We start from the raw sequence: 17,359 nt of genomic DNA on the forward strand, positions 1-17,359 counted from the left end.
ACGAAATCTCATTCGAAACGCTCCTCAAATCAGGCCCTTGTGATGGAACAAAAGCGGCGGATTAGGACTTATTTTTCCGCGTCCTAGTCCACCGCATCGATGCTATCCTAGCTGGTCTGCCTGCGCTTGAAGGGCATCCCACTTGTCGAGAAATTTCGAGGAGATTCGCCTTATTTTATGCTCCATCGAGAAGCGAATAGGCGAAAAGTCGCTGCGAGTTTGCTTAAACGATATTGACATGGATAGGGGCTGTTGTTCGACCCTTTTCCTTATTGCCGCAGCAATTTCCTTGCGCAGATGAGCATGTGCGTCCCCGATTTTGAACAATGCCATGAGGCTGAACGAAAAGTATTGAAAGTATAGCTCTTCATCGTCTGCGATAAATTCGGTAGAACCATTCATATTTCTTATTCCGGAAGAATCGGATAACAAGGCGATCAATTCAGGCACAATAACCGTATCCTTTAATTTACCAAGCAAATAGATCGCTGTATATCCTCTGGCATTATTATATTTGATGCTCGTTTTCGGCACGAAGGAATCGCGTTCCACGACCATAGCCCGCAGCACAGGAAGCGCTGCTTCATCCTGCATAAGGGCTAATGCAAAGGAACTGTGCTTGCGCAGATGTTCATTCTCCTGCTGATGCAGCCATTCGAGGAGCAGCGGCTTCATGGAGGAACCCTTTCTAATCGCGGACCAGATGGCTAGACCTGGCTTTTCACTGCTTAAGCCTTCCTGAATGTATACCGTTTCGTTCAACCAATGAATAATCGGATTCTTCTCATCCTCATAAGCGATTCGATCCTTCATTCCCACATGATTGCGCGGATTTAAGCATCCGGTAGATCTCAACAGATCCGCTAATTCATCATAAGGCACGTTCAAGAGATCTGTTCCATGCTGAATAGCCAGATAGGCAGCCATAGCCGCCGCTTCTCCGCATTTCTGCATATCCCGCTTCATCCGCACACAAGGGGCAAGATCATGGTCAAGCGCCAGGCACCGCCCTGCGACAATCAGGCCTTTCATCCCTTTGGGGATAAGTGCGCCGAGCGGGACCGGGACTGAGAAGTTTACGCCCCACATGCTGCCTGCCACGGTCCAATCCTGTTGAGTTTCGCTTTCGAACGCAACGTCCTTACTATGATTATCCAAATTAGCATAGGCGTAAAATAAGGGCTGATCGGTGAGGCGATTATGCAGGTAACCATCTAAGGTCAGATTGGACTCGCCTTCGATAAACCTTCCTTCGCGAATACCAAGCAGCGGTGCTAGGCGGAGAAACCGCTGCTGATCGTCGTATCGATCCTTCAAGTGCGTATGCAGAAGCGCAGAATCGACAATCGCCCGAGTTAAATCCTCTTCATCTGCCTGATCCACATAGCCGGAATCGGTATAAACAAAAGTAACTCTTTGCTTCTCCAAGGCGACGATGACATTAGAAAAAGGTTGGGATTGGCCGTCGCTCTCGCGTCCTTTGCGAGTCGGACAGCCGGCTATCGTGCATACCTCCGCATCGCCCGAGCTGTCGATAACGATACGGCTTCCAGCGGTATGAACGCCATCAGCGTCGATCCAGCGTATCCCTTTGACCGTCACCCCTTCCAGATAGACGCCAGTCACAGTCGCCTCATAGCATAATTCAATACCTGACTCCAGCGCCTTCTGTTCCATCACATATTTCTTCAATTCGCCGTTCACCGTCACCTGTGGTGTGTAAGAATCGCGTTCCAGTTCCAGAACTTGCTTATCAATTTCTTCGTAGAAGCCGCCCTTGGAACCGTAATAATAAGCAAGCACACCACCGGCCGTACCCACGCCCCCCATACAATTGAGTCGCTCGATACCCAGCACCTTCAACCCCATCTTCGCTGCTGTGATAGCAGCTATCGCCCCGGCAGTTCCAAGTCCTACAACAATAATGTCATATTCGTTATCAAATGAATGATTATGAGCAAGGGTTTCAATAACGGACCTATTTACAATCTCTGATAAGATCATTTGGGCTCACCTCCTACTTCGCATAGGATAGCCCTACTTCGAAGGCTTCCATGAAATTATCATAAGCGCAAGAGGGCAGCCAGCACGAGCCCATTGCCGCGACTTGAGCTCCCTTGTTTACCTTAATATCGAACGTATCGGCAACTGCCGCCAATTTCCATGGACGAAGCATCTTCGGCCTGTTCATCCAGAATTGATGTAATTTGTCACGAGCCACGATCCAATTGTCCTTGTTATCTACCTTGAATTGGAAATAAATCTCCGATGGAAATCCTCCTTGCACCATTTCGTAGCTTCGCCCGGAATCGCCTATCGATGCTGCCAGTGGAGGACCATCAAGAATAGCATTAATGCTTTTTGCAAGGATAGGGGGATTCCACAGATGAGATGAGCCGCAGGTTGAAGTCGTATCTATAATGTTTCGGACTTTCACCTTTTGCGAGCCTGAAGCGTTGTAAAGCATCACTTCATATCCGCCTTCTGTTGATCTTACTTCGGTGATTTCCGTCATCATGCGTATATTCAGATCATGCTTTCGAATGAATTGAAACAGAACCGGTGAAATACCGGGAAGGTGGACGGCGCCGTCCGCTTGCACAATATTGCGCCTGACAAGCTCGTCATATAACTCCTGTCCGATACCGGAAGTCGGTCTGTTGGCAAGCCCGTGTCCCGGACGATAGCTGTTAACATATTCATGACCAACCAGTGAGGATCTCTCAACAAGAATGGACTTTTTGCCTAAGCTGTATGCCATCCCTAGACCGGCAAAAGTGGCTCCATAAATCAATACAGGAGCATCAGAATGAAGGGCTGTCATGATTTCTCACTCCTAACTTGAAGAATTTCCCTCAGCTTTGCCGCCATTTGCTCACCCATGAGCATGTGGCCGTAATCGGAAGGGTGAAGCAAATCAAATGCAAGCGACGACATTTCCTTCATAATCTCGGAACCTTCAATTAGATAAAGCGAAGCGTGGTCCAATTCGGCGACGATTTCTCGCAGGATGTGGTTAAATTGTGATTCGTTCCTGCTAGCGGGATGATCCGTGAGCGAATAGGTCGCCGCATTTGGAAAGACGGTAATGACGACCACAGGCTTCTGAGGCTGCTTTTGAATCACGGTCTGGATTAAATAATATGCCCGTTCTTTGAAATGCTCAGGTGTAAAGAGCGTTCTCATATTGACTCCAAGCTCCAGCGTTGCAATATCCCAATCATTCCGATTTGCAATGTAATCCGCAGCTTCTTTCTCACATAGACACGAGCCACTCAAACCGAGATTAAGAACATCAACGCCAAGACGGCGTGCAGCCTGTTGGGCATAGCAGTTATAGTAATGGATTGCAGCACCTCCATGCGTGATCGACGAACCGTAGGCAAGCCATCTTAGCGCAGGCACTTCGTCCTGATGAGGAGGGCGGAAACTCCGCCCAAATGTATCCAACTCATGAAATACCGCTGTATAACGGCAGGTCATGATCCTCCATACTTGAGGCGAGAAGGATAAGGACGATTCTTCCGCCAACTTCCTGTTAGGGTTTTCTCTCTTCAACGACTCGGGCTCTTCTAATAAAAGCGTACGTCTGACGCCTGCCTGCAACCGGTGATTGGAGTGAAAGTAATCGCCTCTAAACACGATCAGATCGCCGTCTTCTTCCAGTGAGGAGATCGACAGCCTCACCGCCTCTGCTTCGGTGACGAAGCGAATTTCGCAACCGCTGGATTGTGTGGATACATGGGACCCTCTCGTGCTTAATCGATCTCGTACGTCTCTAGGATATCGATGTAGGCGCAGTCCAGGGGATAGTTCGTTTTCTTCCAATTCCACAACATTATGAAATTCAATTTGATTGTAGATCATCAAGTACTCCTTATGAGGGCTGCGTTATTTTTTTACGGAAAGCTCTTTGTAGATCTTATTGACTTCCTCAGTAATTTCTTTGCCACCCGATTTATTCCATGTGTCCACGAAACGGTCAAAACCTGCAGCTGTATCTACTTCTCCTGTAATAAACTTAATGAAATATTCCTGTTCGATATTGACCAAATCTGGATATTTGACAGCCGAAGGGATGATGAATTTCGCTTCATTGACGACGCGCTCTACACCTTGTGCCAACTGATCCCGCTGTGCAATCTCTTCTGCAGAGTAAGTAAACGGCTCGAATGCCTTCGATTTACGTGAAAGCAGGCCATAGTAATTGCCGAATCCCATATTGATCCGCTTCTTACTGTCCTTGAAATCTTCTTTAATGACAGGTTTTCCGTTCTCCATCGTGTATTGAACCCCATCTTCCCCAAATTGGGACATCAGGTAGCTATCTTTATCGGAGTAGAAGGAATTAAGAATTTCATAAATTTTTTCTTTCTTAGCAGCATTCTTGCCTGCATCAACGCTCATGCCTATATAATTGCCGGTTAAGCCCCACATGGCTAATTTGCCGGCTCCATATGGACCTTCAAGCGCTTTGCCGACCATAAGGTTAATCCCATTTTTTTTGGCTAATTGCCCGATTTTGCCGTTTTCTCTGAAGTTGCTCCAGTTTTCGGTTGAAATGCCCACGCGTTTGTTCTCAAAGTCATTTCGTTTGCCGTCATTCGTGATGAATTCCGGGTCGAGGACGCCATCTTTAAACCATTTATTTAACAGCTTGAACGATTCGCGGGCACCTTCTGTCGTTATCCCATAGACCAGATTGCCGGATTTATCTTTGGACCATGATTTGGGATGTACATGATGGGCGCCGAACACGTATTGAAAGGAGTCCGCAGCCCCAGTCTTCCCGTAACCAGTCAAGCCATAGGTATCTTTCTTACCATTGCCGTCAGGATCATTATTGCGGAATTTGTACAGGACATCTTCCAGTTCCTTCAATGTTTTGGGGGGCTGGCTATATCCAACGGCCTTGAGCCAATCCCCGTTATAGAACGGATGAAGGGGAAGTACACCCTCAAGGTTGGTAATCGGAATTCCGTAGCTTTTGCTGTTAATGAGGCCATCATTCCACGCACTCGGCTGATTCTTGTCGATAAACTCAGCAAGTGATGGCATTTTCTTCTTGATTTCATCGATGGGTAGTTCAGCCAATAGCCCTTGCTGGGAATATGTGCTTATATCAGCCGTCCCCCAAAGCAACCACATATCGGGAAGCTCGTTCGTGGCTAATCGCAAATTGAGCTGGTCTTTCCAGTTCTGCCGGTCAATACGCATATTTTTGATCTTGACATTGAATTTCTTTTCGATCCAGTTCTGTACTAAGGAACCGTCTTGCTCGGGAAAGTCAAAGCTAAGCCAGCTTATTTCCATAGGTTTCTGTACCTGGGGGGATGGATTTCCGCTTTGCCCCGGTGTTACTTCCGTCTTGCTGCAACCGCTCAATACAACAGATACGGCGAGTAAGGATGCGATTGTCATTTTCAATCCTAAATGTTTCATGGTGAAGCCTCCCTTTTAGTCGTTTATCGAATAACGCTATGAAGCCATGGCGTTCAATTTACCGCCTAAGTTGCAGAAGATGCGTTAGGCATCACTCCCTTCAATAATTAAGGGCATCATCCCTTCAATGAACCGATCATAATGCCTTTGACAAAATACTTCTGAATAAATGGATACACAATCAGTATGGGGATTGTGGCTATCATAAGTACGGCAGCCTTGACCGACTCGGAGACAACCTCGTCCTCGGAGGCCTGCGCCATCAATTCCCGCATTTGCATATCATCATTCTCCACAATGAGGCGGCGAAGCAGGATTTGCAGCACAATCTTGGATTGATCCTGGATATAGATAAGTGCATGGAACCATTCGTTCCAATGATATACAGCCATCCATAGCCCAATTGTAGCCAGAATCGGTTTGGAGATCGGCACAACAATTCGCCCTAGGATCTGAATATCGTTTGCACCGTCAATTTTGGCAGAATCCTCTAATTCCTGCGGCAGCTCCATAAAAAAATTGCGCATAATGATCATATAAAAGGTGTTGATGAGACCGGGAATAATCAGAGCCCAACGAGTATCGTAGAGTCCTATGCTCTTAATGAGCAAAAACGTTGGAATCAAACCTCCGCTGAAAAACATCGTCAATACAATCAACATCGTATAAAAGTAGCGGTGGGGCAGGTATTTCTTCGACAGTGCATACGCGCCAAGTGTCATAACGACTAAGGACAAGAAGGTCCCCACAACCGTTCGGAATAAGGTATTGAAATAACCGATCCAGATTCCGTTGGTTTGGAAGGATTGCTTATAGGCGGACATGCTGAAATGTTTAGGGAACAAATGAATACCTGGACGCAGCGCTTCTTGAGGTGTACTTAAAGAAACGGATAGTACGTGAACGAACGGATACAAAACACTAATGCATAGCCCAACAATGAAAGTCATCGCTGCAATCTGGAACAAGATTTCTCCTCGGCTCATTCTACTTAACATGCTCATAAAATCCCTTCCTGTCCTATTCGTTTGATGGCATAATTGGTCAGCATGACCAGGATAAACGCGACCACATTCTTGAACAGTCCCACGGCTGCGGTTAAGCTGTACTGCAGTTGTGTAAGACCAGCACGGTACACGTAAGTGTCCAGGATATCGGCAACACTGTAAGTGTTAGGACTATAAAGATTCAGAACCTGATCAAATCCCGCATTTAAGATGTTGCCGACCCGGAAGATGAACATGATGCAAATCACAGAAAGAATGCTTGGCAGCGTAATATGAAGCGTTTGCTTCCAACGTGAAGCACCGTCCATCACAGCGGCTTCATACATGGAGGGATCGATGCCTGAGAGTGCAGCCAGATAAATAATAGTGCCCCAGCCAATTTCCTTCCATATCGAGGAGACAACTAGCGTAAATCGAAAATAGGCAGGATCCCCAAGGAAATAAACAGGGTCAATTCCAAAAAATTGAAGCAACCCGCTCACAACGCCTGTACTCGGAGACAAAATCGTAATGAGTAAGCCACCTAATATGACCCACGATAGAAAATGGGGCAGATAGCTGATCGTTTGTGTAATTCGTTTGAAGGCATTGATGCGGATTTCATTAAATAGCAGAGCGAGCACAATCGGCGCCGGAAAACCAAACACGATATGATAGAAGCTGAGAATAACGGTATTTTTCATGACTCGCGGAAAGTCCTGCGATGCTGTGAATAAATAATGGAAATGCTTCAAACCGACCCATGAGCTTCCCCAAATGCCTTCTCGAATTCGGAAATCCTTAAATGCAATTTGCACCCCGTAGAGTGGTCCGTACTCAAAAATCAAATAATACACTAAAGCGGGTACAAGCATAAGAAACAAATACTTGCACTTAACATAGTCCTTCCAGATCGAAGAACGGAACGTAATCGTTTTCATAATGTTCTCTCCTTGTATTCGATGTGATAGCCACATCATAATTGCGATCTTGGCAGGCTTCAATGTTAACATCTGAAACGAGACTGAAAAATATGAAACAGTCAGAAAAAAAACGTTGTACTGCCGGCTTTTTACCGGAAACAACGTTTTAGTAACTTGTATGAATTTGTCCTTAACCTGAATGAACCACACTTTTGTTAATGGGGGGCATGCTGCGGTATTGCATCGGGGTTACACCGGTATACTGTTTGAACTTGGTTCCGAAATACCCGGGACTCCGATAACCCGATTGTTCGGCCACATCTGAAATCGACAAGCGATCGTCTGCCAGAAGCTCTTTGGCTTTCTCTATTCTGATCTTCGTTAAATAATCGGCAATGGTCTGCGAATACTGCTCTTTGAAAACCTTGCAAATAAATTGCTTGGAATAAGATGTGACATTTGCTAATTCGTCCAAGGAAATGTCGTGATGAAGATTTTCCTCGATATAGGACTTCAAGGTATGGGCCAATACGGAATGCAATGATTCAGGTCGGTACTGTAACCGAACCGCCAACTCCAGACTAAGCGCTTCCAGGGACTGAAGTGTAGCCGCAAATGTTTCTTTTTTATGACTGTTCATCAGTTCGTTCGGACTCTTGAAGGCGTAGTCACCGGTCATGGCTTCCAGCATGATCTTGGTCAAACACAACGTAAGCTGGTTCAGGTAGAGCTCAATTCCCTGGATCGAATAGCTTTCTGCTTGCATCCGAGTATGAATGTCGGCAAAGTAGTGTTGGATCTGCTCGCGAGTTCCTCCGTGGATCAGATTCTCGAATATCTCCCCAGGCATTAAATCCAATAGGACGGAGCTTCTTGTCCTGATTTCCTGATAGATTACGATACTCTGTTCGCCAAGTAGAAATTTATACTGTGCTGCTTCCTGAGCCTCCGTGAATGAGACGATTAATTGCTCAGCCTCCTCCACGATACAACCGATACCGGCAGAGAATTTGAGTTCCTCCCCGATCTTGAGGCGGAGGGTATTCAGCTCGTTACGGATCTCGGCCACCCGTGACACTTCATCGGTTTCTTCCGTATCATCTAACTGATACACGATCGCGATGTGTTCTTTGCCCCATGGGATTGAGATGAGAGACAATCTTTGCTGCTTCTGTTCCAGCTTCTCTTTCAGCTCATCCCTGCGATGAGGCTCGATAGGTGTGAGGAGAGCGGCAGCGAATGCACCCTTCTCAGGAAAGGGGAACTGCTTCTCATCAACGGATAACGTACCACTCAGCATATCCTGCAGATGCTTATCCCGGACATGTCGATGCAATTGATTGATGCGGTACGTCAGGAGCTGAATCGGCTTATCCAGTCTTAGGGACAGTAAGTAAGACAATAACAGACCAATGATCAGAATGCTTGCAATGACGAGCCATATTTCTTTTTTCAACGTTTGCGTCAATAACAAATAGGAGGTAACCGGACGAATGCTTGCGTAAGACCACCCCAATTGAGACCTTTCGGTGGGGAGTACGGATAGCATGGTGCCATTGCGATAAGGGACAGTAGTTACTTGACTTTGCAAGAGAGGCGCGATAATTTGGTTATCTTCGATAATCGGGCCTTTACCTGTCAGATCGGAGGTTAACATCCCCGTATCTGTAAACAGGTAGATTTGCTCCTCGGAGTGGCGCAGCATGTTCCGCACATTGTTCATCAGTTCTTCAGCATTAACATCCACAATCATATAGCCTTTGACATTGGAGCCAACAGATTTATAAGGCAAGGTATAGATATATGACAGAACCTTATGTTCTGATCCTTCGGCACTCACTTGATCGCGAACAAACCATTTATGGGGCTCAATCGTTTGTAAATGATCGATTAATGGACCGTTCGGAGAACGCTGCGGATCTGCATAAAAGTAATTCGTATCTACAATGAACCCCGATCTGTCAAACACAATCGTTACGTTGTCCAGTCCGGGTTGAGTAATTGACAGCGTTTTCAAATCATGAACTAAACGAGTTGCACGGAAATAATTCCCGTCGATAGGGTGATCCAGGAAGAAATGAACCTCCTCCATACTGGATTCTCGAATCGTTGTCATCGCTTTATCCAGTAATGCGTTATGATAACGCTCCAGGTAATTGTCTTCCACATAGGATTTAACGCGCTCAAGCTCATATAAGCTTTCCTTGGATATTTCCTTGGCAAGCAGGTCATTGGTACGTTTCGTAAAATAACCACCGAATAAACTGATAATAACGACAGTTAATGCAAGGTAAGATAGTATAAGTTTACGCAAATAACCACTAGGTTTTTTAAATAATATCCACATCTGCGTTCCCCCTTTCTGCTATGAGTTGCGATATTCCTGCATCATAACTAAATTTACTAGCAAAGTAAAGCGGTTCCACATAGCCTTCTTCACTGCCAATTCCGGTGTGGGGGCTGCGATGAGACGGGCATTCTCGTCATCATTCTGGGTTCTTTCAGTTTCGAAAGATTCATAATTTAAACATCAGATTCAAATAGTGAGATTGTTGCCCTGAAATAAAACGCTTACCCTTAAAGAGGATGAAGCCTTCTGGTATTGGGCAGATCCAAGCCAATTGCGAAAGGGTGCGAATATGATGAAGAGAAGAAGGATTAACAAGAATTTCATTACTATTCTGTTAGTGTGTATGTTGCTTACCATGAGTTCCTTACCAGCCCAGCTAGGAGGGATTCCCCATGCTTACGCGGACAGCCTTCCGTCGAATCTGGTTTCGAACAGTGGGTTTGAAGACGATTTAAACACAGACGGCCAGCCGGATAACTGGGTGCTCTCTAACGGAGGAATGGTTGGGGCAAGCGTTACACTTGATACTTATTATGCAGTTGAGGGAAATAAGAGCGCCAAAGTTACTTTTACAGCAAATTCACTGGCAGAAACTCACTATACACAATTGCTGAGTGACCCCATACTTGTTAAAAAATATACCGCTTATACGTTTTCCTTCCAAACAGGGTTCAGCGGAGCTTTATCTGCCGTTAATGCAAGGGTCGTCTGGTACGATGAAAGTGGAGCTTACATAGCCGGCAACGACTTGATCGTGTGGAATCAGACTGTGAATTACAACAGTTCCGCCTTCAGCGGCTGGAAGTATAAAGCGGCAGGCACGCCCAACTCCCCTGTTAATGCAACGACAGCACGCATTCAGCTGCGTTTTGAAAGTGCCGCATCCGATAGCGGAATCATCTATTTGGATGATGTTAATTTGGTCGAAGGCAATGAGGAGCGGCTCGGAAATATATTGCCGAATGCGGATTTCGAACGGGATGCATCCGGGGATACCGTGCCGGATAATTGGACCGTGACCAAAACCATCGGCAGCGCCACCGCCGCATTGTCTCAAGAACAGGTACTTGAAGGGAATAAGAGCTTGAAATTCAATATTCCGTCCGGGACAAAAGCTTTGAATTCCTACGTAAAGATTAAATCTGCTTATCTCAAATCAATACAAGAATCGGAGACCTACCTGTATCGGGCTTATTTTAACTACTTGGGCTCGAATATGAATAACGAAGTCGATATAAGGGTCCTTTGGTACAATCCGGCCGATCTGGTTAATCCGCTTCGGACAGACCATATTTATCAGTCGACCCTCGTATACAATGATCCTGTGAACTACGCTGGATGGAAGATGTTCGAGAGTAGTCTGACTCCGCCTGCTTCGGCTGATAGAGCCATTTTCGAGATAGCCGTCACTTCCAAAAGCACAACCGCCGCCGGAACGTTCTATGTGGATAACATGTACTTCGGTAAGAACAAACTCCTGAATCCGTCATTTGAATACGAGGATGTAGTTGATAATGCGACTATGGCCAATATGCCCGACGGCAAGATAGACGGTTGGGAGTATGCTGATCTGGATCAGAACTCGGCGTCGCTGACGGTTGATACAACTTATGCCAAGGATGGAAAATCCAGCGGGAAGCTGTCCATTCCGGCTGGCTCTCCGGCCACAGATCAGGCATATGCGGAGCTGAAAAGCGGCAAACGGCCGATCGATAGCTCCCAAACCATGTTGGCCAAGCTATCCTTTAATCTGAGAGGCAAACTTCATCGCATACAAAGTCAAATCCTTTTCTTTGACACTGCCGGCACGCAGATTGCAGCCAAGGACATATGGGACGAAACGATCCTTTACGACTCGGCGGTGTTGAGCGGCTGGTTCAATAAAAATCTGACGGTGTCCCCCCCTGCAAACGCAACAGCAGCGCAGATTGCCATTCGTGTTTATACGCCATCGAGCTTATCTAATGAGGGAGCGGTTTATGTAGATAATGCTTATTTAGGCAAAAATGAAACCTATTCTCTCATCGCCAACAACAGTGTGGAAGATATTCTGGATCCGATGTGGATCAGGACAATGAACAGCGAGCAATACTGGAAGCTGAAACATAATGTCAACAACACAGCTGGGAATTTCGGGATATCTCGGGAAACCAGTGAACTTATGGTTTGGTATAAACAGACGGCAGGGACATACAACGAAGTACTCTACCAGCGGGAATTCAATTTGGATGTGCAGGGTATTTACAATCGGGTCATTATCGACACCAGCGGCGCCGGCGGCAAGGAAATCATTATGAGGGTGAATTACATCGATACGAGTGGGATGCCGGAGACAGTCGAAAGCATAAGAGAAATTCCGGATGGCAAATATAAGGAAGTTCCGCTGGATTTGGTGAATCCGAAGATGCTGACGAGCATTGAACTGGGTATACGAGATCGAGCGGGAGCCGTGGAAATCCATGACGAAATTGCCGGCGCGAACTTTCATTGGATTATGCTTAAGAAACCGGGCACGGAGCCAAAACCGAACCATAGCCAAACCCCGATGAAGAATACCGTTGACGACCTATTGACGACAGGTATTCCTCATGGTCTTCTTTTCGCTCGATCAGATATTGCAAACCTAAGGAATAGAATTAAGACAGGTTCAGACAAAGATATATTCGATCAGGTGCAGAAGCAAGCCGACGCATATCTCAGCTATGTGCCGGAGAACGACATCGATGGGTATTTACCTCCGTCTGACACTGCCAAAGGCAATTATTCACGTGATGGCAACGATATACCGCTGGGTTGGCCGGATAAAATCACCAAGCTGTCCTACGCTTATGTGATGACAGGCAATCTGGCCTATGCCGATATGGCTCGCCGTATTCTGTTGACCATGGCCGATACGCCGGAGTGGACGCAAACCTTCATGTACCGCAGAACGGAAAAGCCGAACCCCGACGGGCGCTGGTCACCGTTCAATGAAGCGCAGGCGGTTGTCGCAGCTAGTCTTGGCTACGACTGGATTTATAATACACTGACAGATGAAGAAAGAACGCTCATTCGCAACGCTATCCGGGACAAAGGAGTCAAATATCTGGATGCGTTCGTGAACACGCAAACGTTCTGGCAAACCAATAATCAAGGGCTTGACTTCAACGGAGCTCTCGCCGTGGGCGCGATTGTCATTAACGACACCGCAAAGATTGCCAAAGCCAAGACCAACCTGGAGACTGTTATCAATAACTATTATAAGCCTGACGGGGATACCGATGAAGGTATGAACTATTGGATTTATTCTACTTCTTCTGCTGTATTTGGCGCTGAGGTGTTGTCCCGCTACAATCCAAGCTGGACCTCTGGTCTAAAGACGGACGGATTGAAGCGCTCGATCGAGTTCGTACTTCATAATACGTCCATTGGTTCCAGTAAGCCGCTGGAAATGTTGAATTTTAATGACGGCAATACCCTGAATATGAATGCCAATCACATAGCCGATTATTATGCATCGCAACAGTTTCAGAATCCTTACGACAAGTGGGTGTGGCAAACTGGTACGAATGAGAATGAATTATTCGTCTCCGTATCCGGCAATCCTGTATTCAACCTGATTTTCTCCAACCAAACCGAGGCCTCATACCCGCAGTTGCCTCTGTATGTTAACTTTGATGGCAATACAGCGAAGGCTGGAACAGGTTACATGTTCATGAGAAGCGGCTGGGAGCAAGGCGACGATATTATGCTCGGATTTGCCGGAGGGCAATGGCCGGCTGGTCATTATCATCTCGACAGGAATTCATTCATTCTGGAAGGCTACGGCGCCAAGTTTATTCAGGATCGCGGCAGAACGCTATTTTCCGACCCTTCCTATGCGGATTACATCAGAACGGCAAGTCACAATACGATTTCCCTGAATGGCGAGGATCAAATATGGAAGAAATCAGGATCTGCGGCACAGGTCGAAAGGGAGTTCGCATCACCGCTCTTTGATTTCTATTCGAGCGAAGCCAAAGATGCCTACAACAACGGAACTGTGCAGAAAATGAGTTCTTTCAAGCGCAATATCATATATGCGAGGCCGGACATCTTCTTTATCGTAGATGAAGTTACCCCGACCGCAGCATCGACCATTCAATATAATCTGCATACACGTCAACCTCGTTCAGTGAATGGGAACATGATTACTTTCACTGATCCTGCAACGAATTCAAGTCTTGAGATGGGGATTGTACTTCCGGCTTCCGGCAGCTACTCGCTCATGCCCGAGCAGCAGATCAAGGGAGACTCCGGCAATACGAATCTATACGATTTTCAGATGTACACACCCACAGCCAAAATGAATGAGAAGTTCTTCACAGTCTACCGACCAAAGCGATCCGGAGAGCAAGGGATGACCATTAATCAGATCGATGCAGACGTTCGCGAGATCAACGTGCCTGGCGGCGCTTTTACTACTGCATATGGCAATACGATCACCACCCATGTGAATACGGATGCCAAATTCGCCCTGATGTACAAGAAGGAGACTGATAACTATGTATCTTCTGTCGGTCTCATGAAAGGATCTAGACTTACTTATAAAGGCGTGCAGTTGATATCTGCTAACGTTGTCAGTGATATATCAGTCGAGTGGAAGCCGGATCATACTATGAGTGGTAAGATCAAGACGGATGGTGCGGGGATTGTAACCCTCATTTCACCTTATGACGGAACGACGCAATATCAGTTTACTTTCACGGAGGCTGGGGAGCAAATCATCTCCAATACACTGAGAACTGTGAACGCCGGCAAGAAAAGCGAAACGTTGAAGATCGGCTTCACACGGCAAATATCACTGCAAGGAAGACTCTATGATGGAACTCCGTCAGATCTGAGTACTGCCTCGAAAACATTCACGAGCAGCAATGTGAACATTGCTACCGTCAGCAGCAGCGGATTGGTGACAGGCTTATCGGAAGGAACGGCGGAAATCACCGCTGAAGTGACCTTATCAGGCGTTACGCGGGTAGTTAGTGTGAAAGTGACTGTAACTCCACTTGTGATAGGGAATCTGATCGTTAACGGCGGGCTTGACACGAATAGCAATAATTGGGACATAGCTAACTATAATGCCGCAGCGATCTCCATGGATAACGTGACCTATCATGGGGGAACTGGGAGCCTGAAGTTATCCATCGCCAATGCATCAGGCGGAGCTTTTATGAACACCCACGTCACCAGTACAAGGTTCGATAGTAAGGAAAACGGGCTTTATGAGGCGAAGTTTTGGTACAAGATCGCTGCTGCGACGGTTGCGACGGCAACGAATGTGAACAGGCTCACAGGCAAAGTATTCTGGTATGACAAATACGGATATCGGATTGGCGGCCAGAACGATATCCTTATAGATCGAAATGCCACCGCTCCACAATCGACCGGATGGCTCCAGGCCCAAGCTAAGGTTGTCGCCCCGGCGGGAGCAGTAAGCGGCAAATTAACCGTGTTTCTGTGGACAGACATGAAGAATGCCATAGACTTGTGGCTGGATGATATGGAAATCACCTTCGTAGGTCAAGGGTTACTGGCTACGCAAAGTTTCGAAATAGACACCGATCAGAATGGATTAGCTAACAATTGGAGCGGCTTGTATACCAATGGCGCATATTCTAACGTAAGCTTCTCCAGAGACGATGTTGCTAAGGCAGATGGAGATTATAGTCAGAAATATACGTTCAGTGGAACGAATCTCGATAACACCATCGTATATTTGAACAGCGATATTTTTGCGATTAACCCGAACTCCAGCTACCGTTTTAGAGGACAGGAGCAGCACAGCGGCAAGCTGTATAAACAAGCAGCCTATGTCATTTGGTACAACGCCGGCAATCAGGAAGTTGGAACGCGCGTATTATTATACGAGGACAATGTGAGCTACAACTCGTCTACTCCTTCAGGCTGGGTTCAGAAGGAAGCTAACGCAATTGCCCCGCCGCAAGGCGTTGGAGCGGTGAAAGCCAGAATTCAGCTCAGAACCCTGACGAAGACAGGAGATAGCGGATCAGCCTGGTATGATGACATTTATTTCGGTGAGTAACTTACGAGTTGTATTAGGTAAGCATAGTACCATGAAAAAAAGTTAATTATTTTCATTTGACTGCAATCGCTTTCGTATTCTATGCTAATTGCATTTGCAATTACTAGAGGTGAAGACGAATGAAAGACATAGATTCAACAGCATCGTGGCAAAAACTCCGTCTATTCGCAGTCACTTGGCCGATTTTTATTGACTCAGTTTTACGTATGATGTTAGGTACTGCGGATGTCTTCATGTTGAGCCGAATTTCGGATGAAGTAACAGGAGCCGTGGGTTTGGCGAATGAAATCATCGTGTTCTGTATTCTGATGTTTGGTTTCGTAGGTATAGGGACGAGTGTGGCTGTTGCTCAGCATCTGGGGGCAGGCAAGGTGAAGGAAGCAAGTCGAATTTCAGCATTAGCCATTACGATTAATCTGATTTTCGGGATTCTGGTAAGTATTGCATTAGTTGTATTTGGTGAGCCGTTAATGCATGTGATGCACTTAGATCCTCAGCAAATTGCGATTGCCAAGAAGTATTTAACGATTATCTCTGCCTTTATATGGATTGAAGCATTGTCGTATGCGATATCATCCGTATTGCGTTCCAATGGTCAGACCCGAGACGTGATGTTCGTTACGTTGGGGGTTAATGTGATTCACATTGTGGGTAACAGTCTCCTGATTTTCGGGAATCTAGGATTTCCTGAGTGGGGAGTAACTGGGGCGGCTGTTTCAACGGTTGTAAGTCGGCTGCTAGGACTTATAGTTCTAGTTATTATCTTGTACCGTCGATTGCAAGTTCCTATTCTTCTTAAGCATTATGTGACCTTCAAGTCGAAAATTGTGAAGCAGATCCTTAGTATTGGATTGCCTTCCGCAGGGGAACATATTTCATGGCAGTCCCAATATTTAATGATTTTCAGCTTTATCAATATCATCGGAGCAACCGCATTAAGTGCCCACGTGTACGTAATGAATGTGACCAATTACTTCATGGCACTGGGTATGGCCATTGGCATGGGGACAGAAATTATTATTGGGCACATGGTAGGTGCTGGGGCTTTCCAAGCGGCTTATCATAAATTGATCCGAAGCTTGAAAATTACGTTTGTTCTGACATTCGTCATCGTGGGCGTTACGTCGATCTTCCGTAAAGAACTGCTCGGACTATTTACCGATAATACCGATATCATTGCTATGGGATCGACAATTCTATTGCTTTCTATCATTCTAGAACCAGGTAGAACATTTAACTTAGTTGTTATCAATTCATTACGTGCTGCTGGTGATGCTAGATTCCCAGTGATGATGGGCGTTGTCTCCATGTGGGGGATTGCTGTTCCATTAGCCTACTATCTCGGCATTCATCTTGAGATGGGCTTGCTCGGTGTATGGATTGCTTTTACAGTCGATGAGTGGGTGAGGGGTTTGTTGATGTATCTGCGTTGGAGAAGCCGTGTATGGCAAAGTAAATCATTGGTTAAACCAAGCGGAAGCGGCGAGGCATTGGCTCATTCGGCTTAATGGATATGAAAAAGCCTAGAACTCTTGATGAGAGAGTTCTAGGCTTCTTCTCGTATTATGAGAAAGATGACATGAGGGTTGTGGCTGGC

At 46.3% G+C, this 17,359-nt stretch carries 9 protein-coding genes; 2 read left to right on the top strand and 7 right to left on the bottom strand.

What is annotated here, in order from left to right; translation table 11 throughout:
- Positions 1-102 precede the first annotated feature (102 nt).
- The 7 genes from AC58PV_RS31470 to AC58PV_RS31500 all read right to left on the bottom strand — a co-directional run bounded on the left by AC58PV_RS31470 (position 103) and on the right by AC58PV_RS31500 (position 9,698).
- The gene (locus AC58PV_RS31470; protein ID WP_497436879.1) at positions 103-2,004 is read right to left on the bottom strand and encodes an FAD-dependent oxidoreductase; all 1,902 of its coding nucleotides are present in this window, start codon (positions 2,002-2,004) and stop codon (positions 103-105) included.
- Positions 2,005-2,017: 13 nt separating this feature from the next.
- On the bottom strand, positions 2,018-2,824 hold the full coding sequence (locus AC58PV_RS31475; RefSeq protein WP_497436880.1) for a hypothetical protein: 807 nt from the start codon (positions 2,822-2,824) through the stop codon (positions 2,018-2,020).
- Positions 2,821-3,867, bottom strand: a complete 1,047-nt coding sequence (locus AC58PV_RS31480; RefSeq protein ID WP_497436882.1) for an SGNH/GDSL hydrolase family protein — start codon at positions 3,865-3,867, stop codon at positions 2,821-2,823. The genes AC58PV_RS31475 and AC58PV_RS31480 overlap by 4 nt, the downstream gene beginning before the upstream one ends.
- 24 nt (positions 3,868-3,891) lie before the next feature.
- Positions 3,892-5,442: an extracellular solute-binding protein gene (locus tag AC58PV_RS31485; RefSeq protein WP_497436883.1), complete on the bottom strand. Its 1,551-nt coding sequence runs from the start codon at positions 5,440-5,442 to the stop codon at positions 3,892-3,894.
- Between the two features lie 116 nt (positions 5,443-5,558).
- Complete coding sequence (locus tag AC58PV_RS31490) at positions 5,559-6,446, bottom strand: carbohydrate ABC transporter permease (protein ID WP_497436885.1); 888 nt, start codon at positions 6,444-6,446, stop codon at positions 5,559-5,561.
- Complete coding sequence (locus AC58PV_RS31495; RefSeq protein ID WP_497436886.1) at positions 6,443-7,369, bottom strand: ABC transporter permease; 927 nt, start codon at positions 7,367-7,369, stop codon at positions 6,443-6,445. The genes AC58PV_RS31490 and AC58PV_RS31495 overlap by 4 nt, the downstream gene beginning before the upstream one ends.
- A gap of 172 nt (positions 7,370-7,541) precedes the next feature.
- The gene (locus tag AC58PV_RS31500; protein WP_497436888.1) at positions 7,542-9,698 is read right to left on the bottom strand and encodes a helix-turn-helix domain-containing protein; all 2,157 of its coding nucleotides are present in this window, start codon (positions 9,696-9,698) and stop codon (positions 7,542-7,544) included.
- A gap of 292 nt (positions 9,699-9,990) precedes the next feature.
- Here AC58PV_RS31500 and AC58PV_RS31505 point away from each other — a divergent pair, with 292 nt between their 5' ends.
- Both AC58PV_RS31505 and AC58PV_RS31510 read left to right on the top strand, forming a co-directional pair.
- Complete coding sequence (locus tag AC58PV_RS31505) at positions 9,991-15,762, top strand: heparinase II/III domain-containing protein (RefSeq protein WP_497436889.1); 5,772 nt, start codon at positions 9,991-9,993, stop codon at positions 15,760-15,762.
- A gap of 119 nt (positions 15,763-15,881) precedes the next feature.
- Positions 15,882-17,270 carry an MATE family efflux transporter gene (locus AC58PV_RS31510; RefSeq protein ID WP_497436890.1) on the top strand — a complete coding sequence of 463 codons (1,389 nt, stop codon included), beginning with the start codon at positions 15,882-15,884 and terminating at the stop codon, positions 17,268-17,270.
- Positions 17,271-17,359: the final 89 nt, after the last annotated feature.

Source organism: Paenibacillus sp. J22FR83 (genome assembly GCF_059691955.1).

Bases quoted from the DNA above. Each gene is read 5' to 3' on its own strand.
- AC58PV_RS31470 (WP_497436879.1), bottom strand. From the start codon at position 2,004: ATGATCTTATCAGAGATTGTAAATAGGTCCGTTATTGAAACCCTTGCT.
- AC58PV_RS31475 (WP_497436880.1), bottom strand. From the start codon at position 2,824: ATGACAGCCCTTCATTCTGATGCTCCTGTATTGATTTATGGAGCCACT.
- AC58PV_RS31480 (WP_497436882.1), bottom strand. From the start codon at position 3,867: ATGATCTACAATCAAATTGAATTTCATAATGTTGTGGAATTGGAAGAA.
- AC58PV_RS31490 (WP_497436885.1), bottom strand. From the start codon at position 6,446: ATGAGCATGTTAAGTAGAATGAGCCGAGGAGAAATCTTGTTCCAGATT.
- AC58PV_RS31505 (WP_497436889.1), top strand. From the start codon at position 9,991: ATGATGAAGAGAAGAAGGATTAACAAGAATTTCATTACTATTCTGTTA.
- AC58PV_RS31500 (WP_497436888.1), bottom strand. From the start codon at position 9,698: ATGTGGATATTATTTAAAAAACCTAGTGGTTATTTGCGTAAACTTATA.
- AC58PV_RS31510 (WP_497436890.1), top strand. From the start codon at position 15,882: ATGAAAGACATAGATTCAACAGCATCGTGGCAAAAACTCCGTCTATTC.
- AC58PV_RS31495 (WP_497436886.1), bottom strand. From the start codon at position 7,369: ATGAAAACGATTACGTTCCGTTCTTCGATCTGGAAGGACTATGTTAAG.
- AC58PV_RS31485 (WP_497436883.1), bottom strand. From the start codon at position 5,442: ATGAAACATTTAGGATTGAAAATGACAATCGCATCCTTACTCGCCGTA.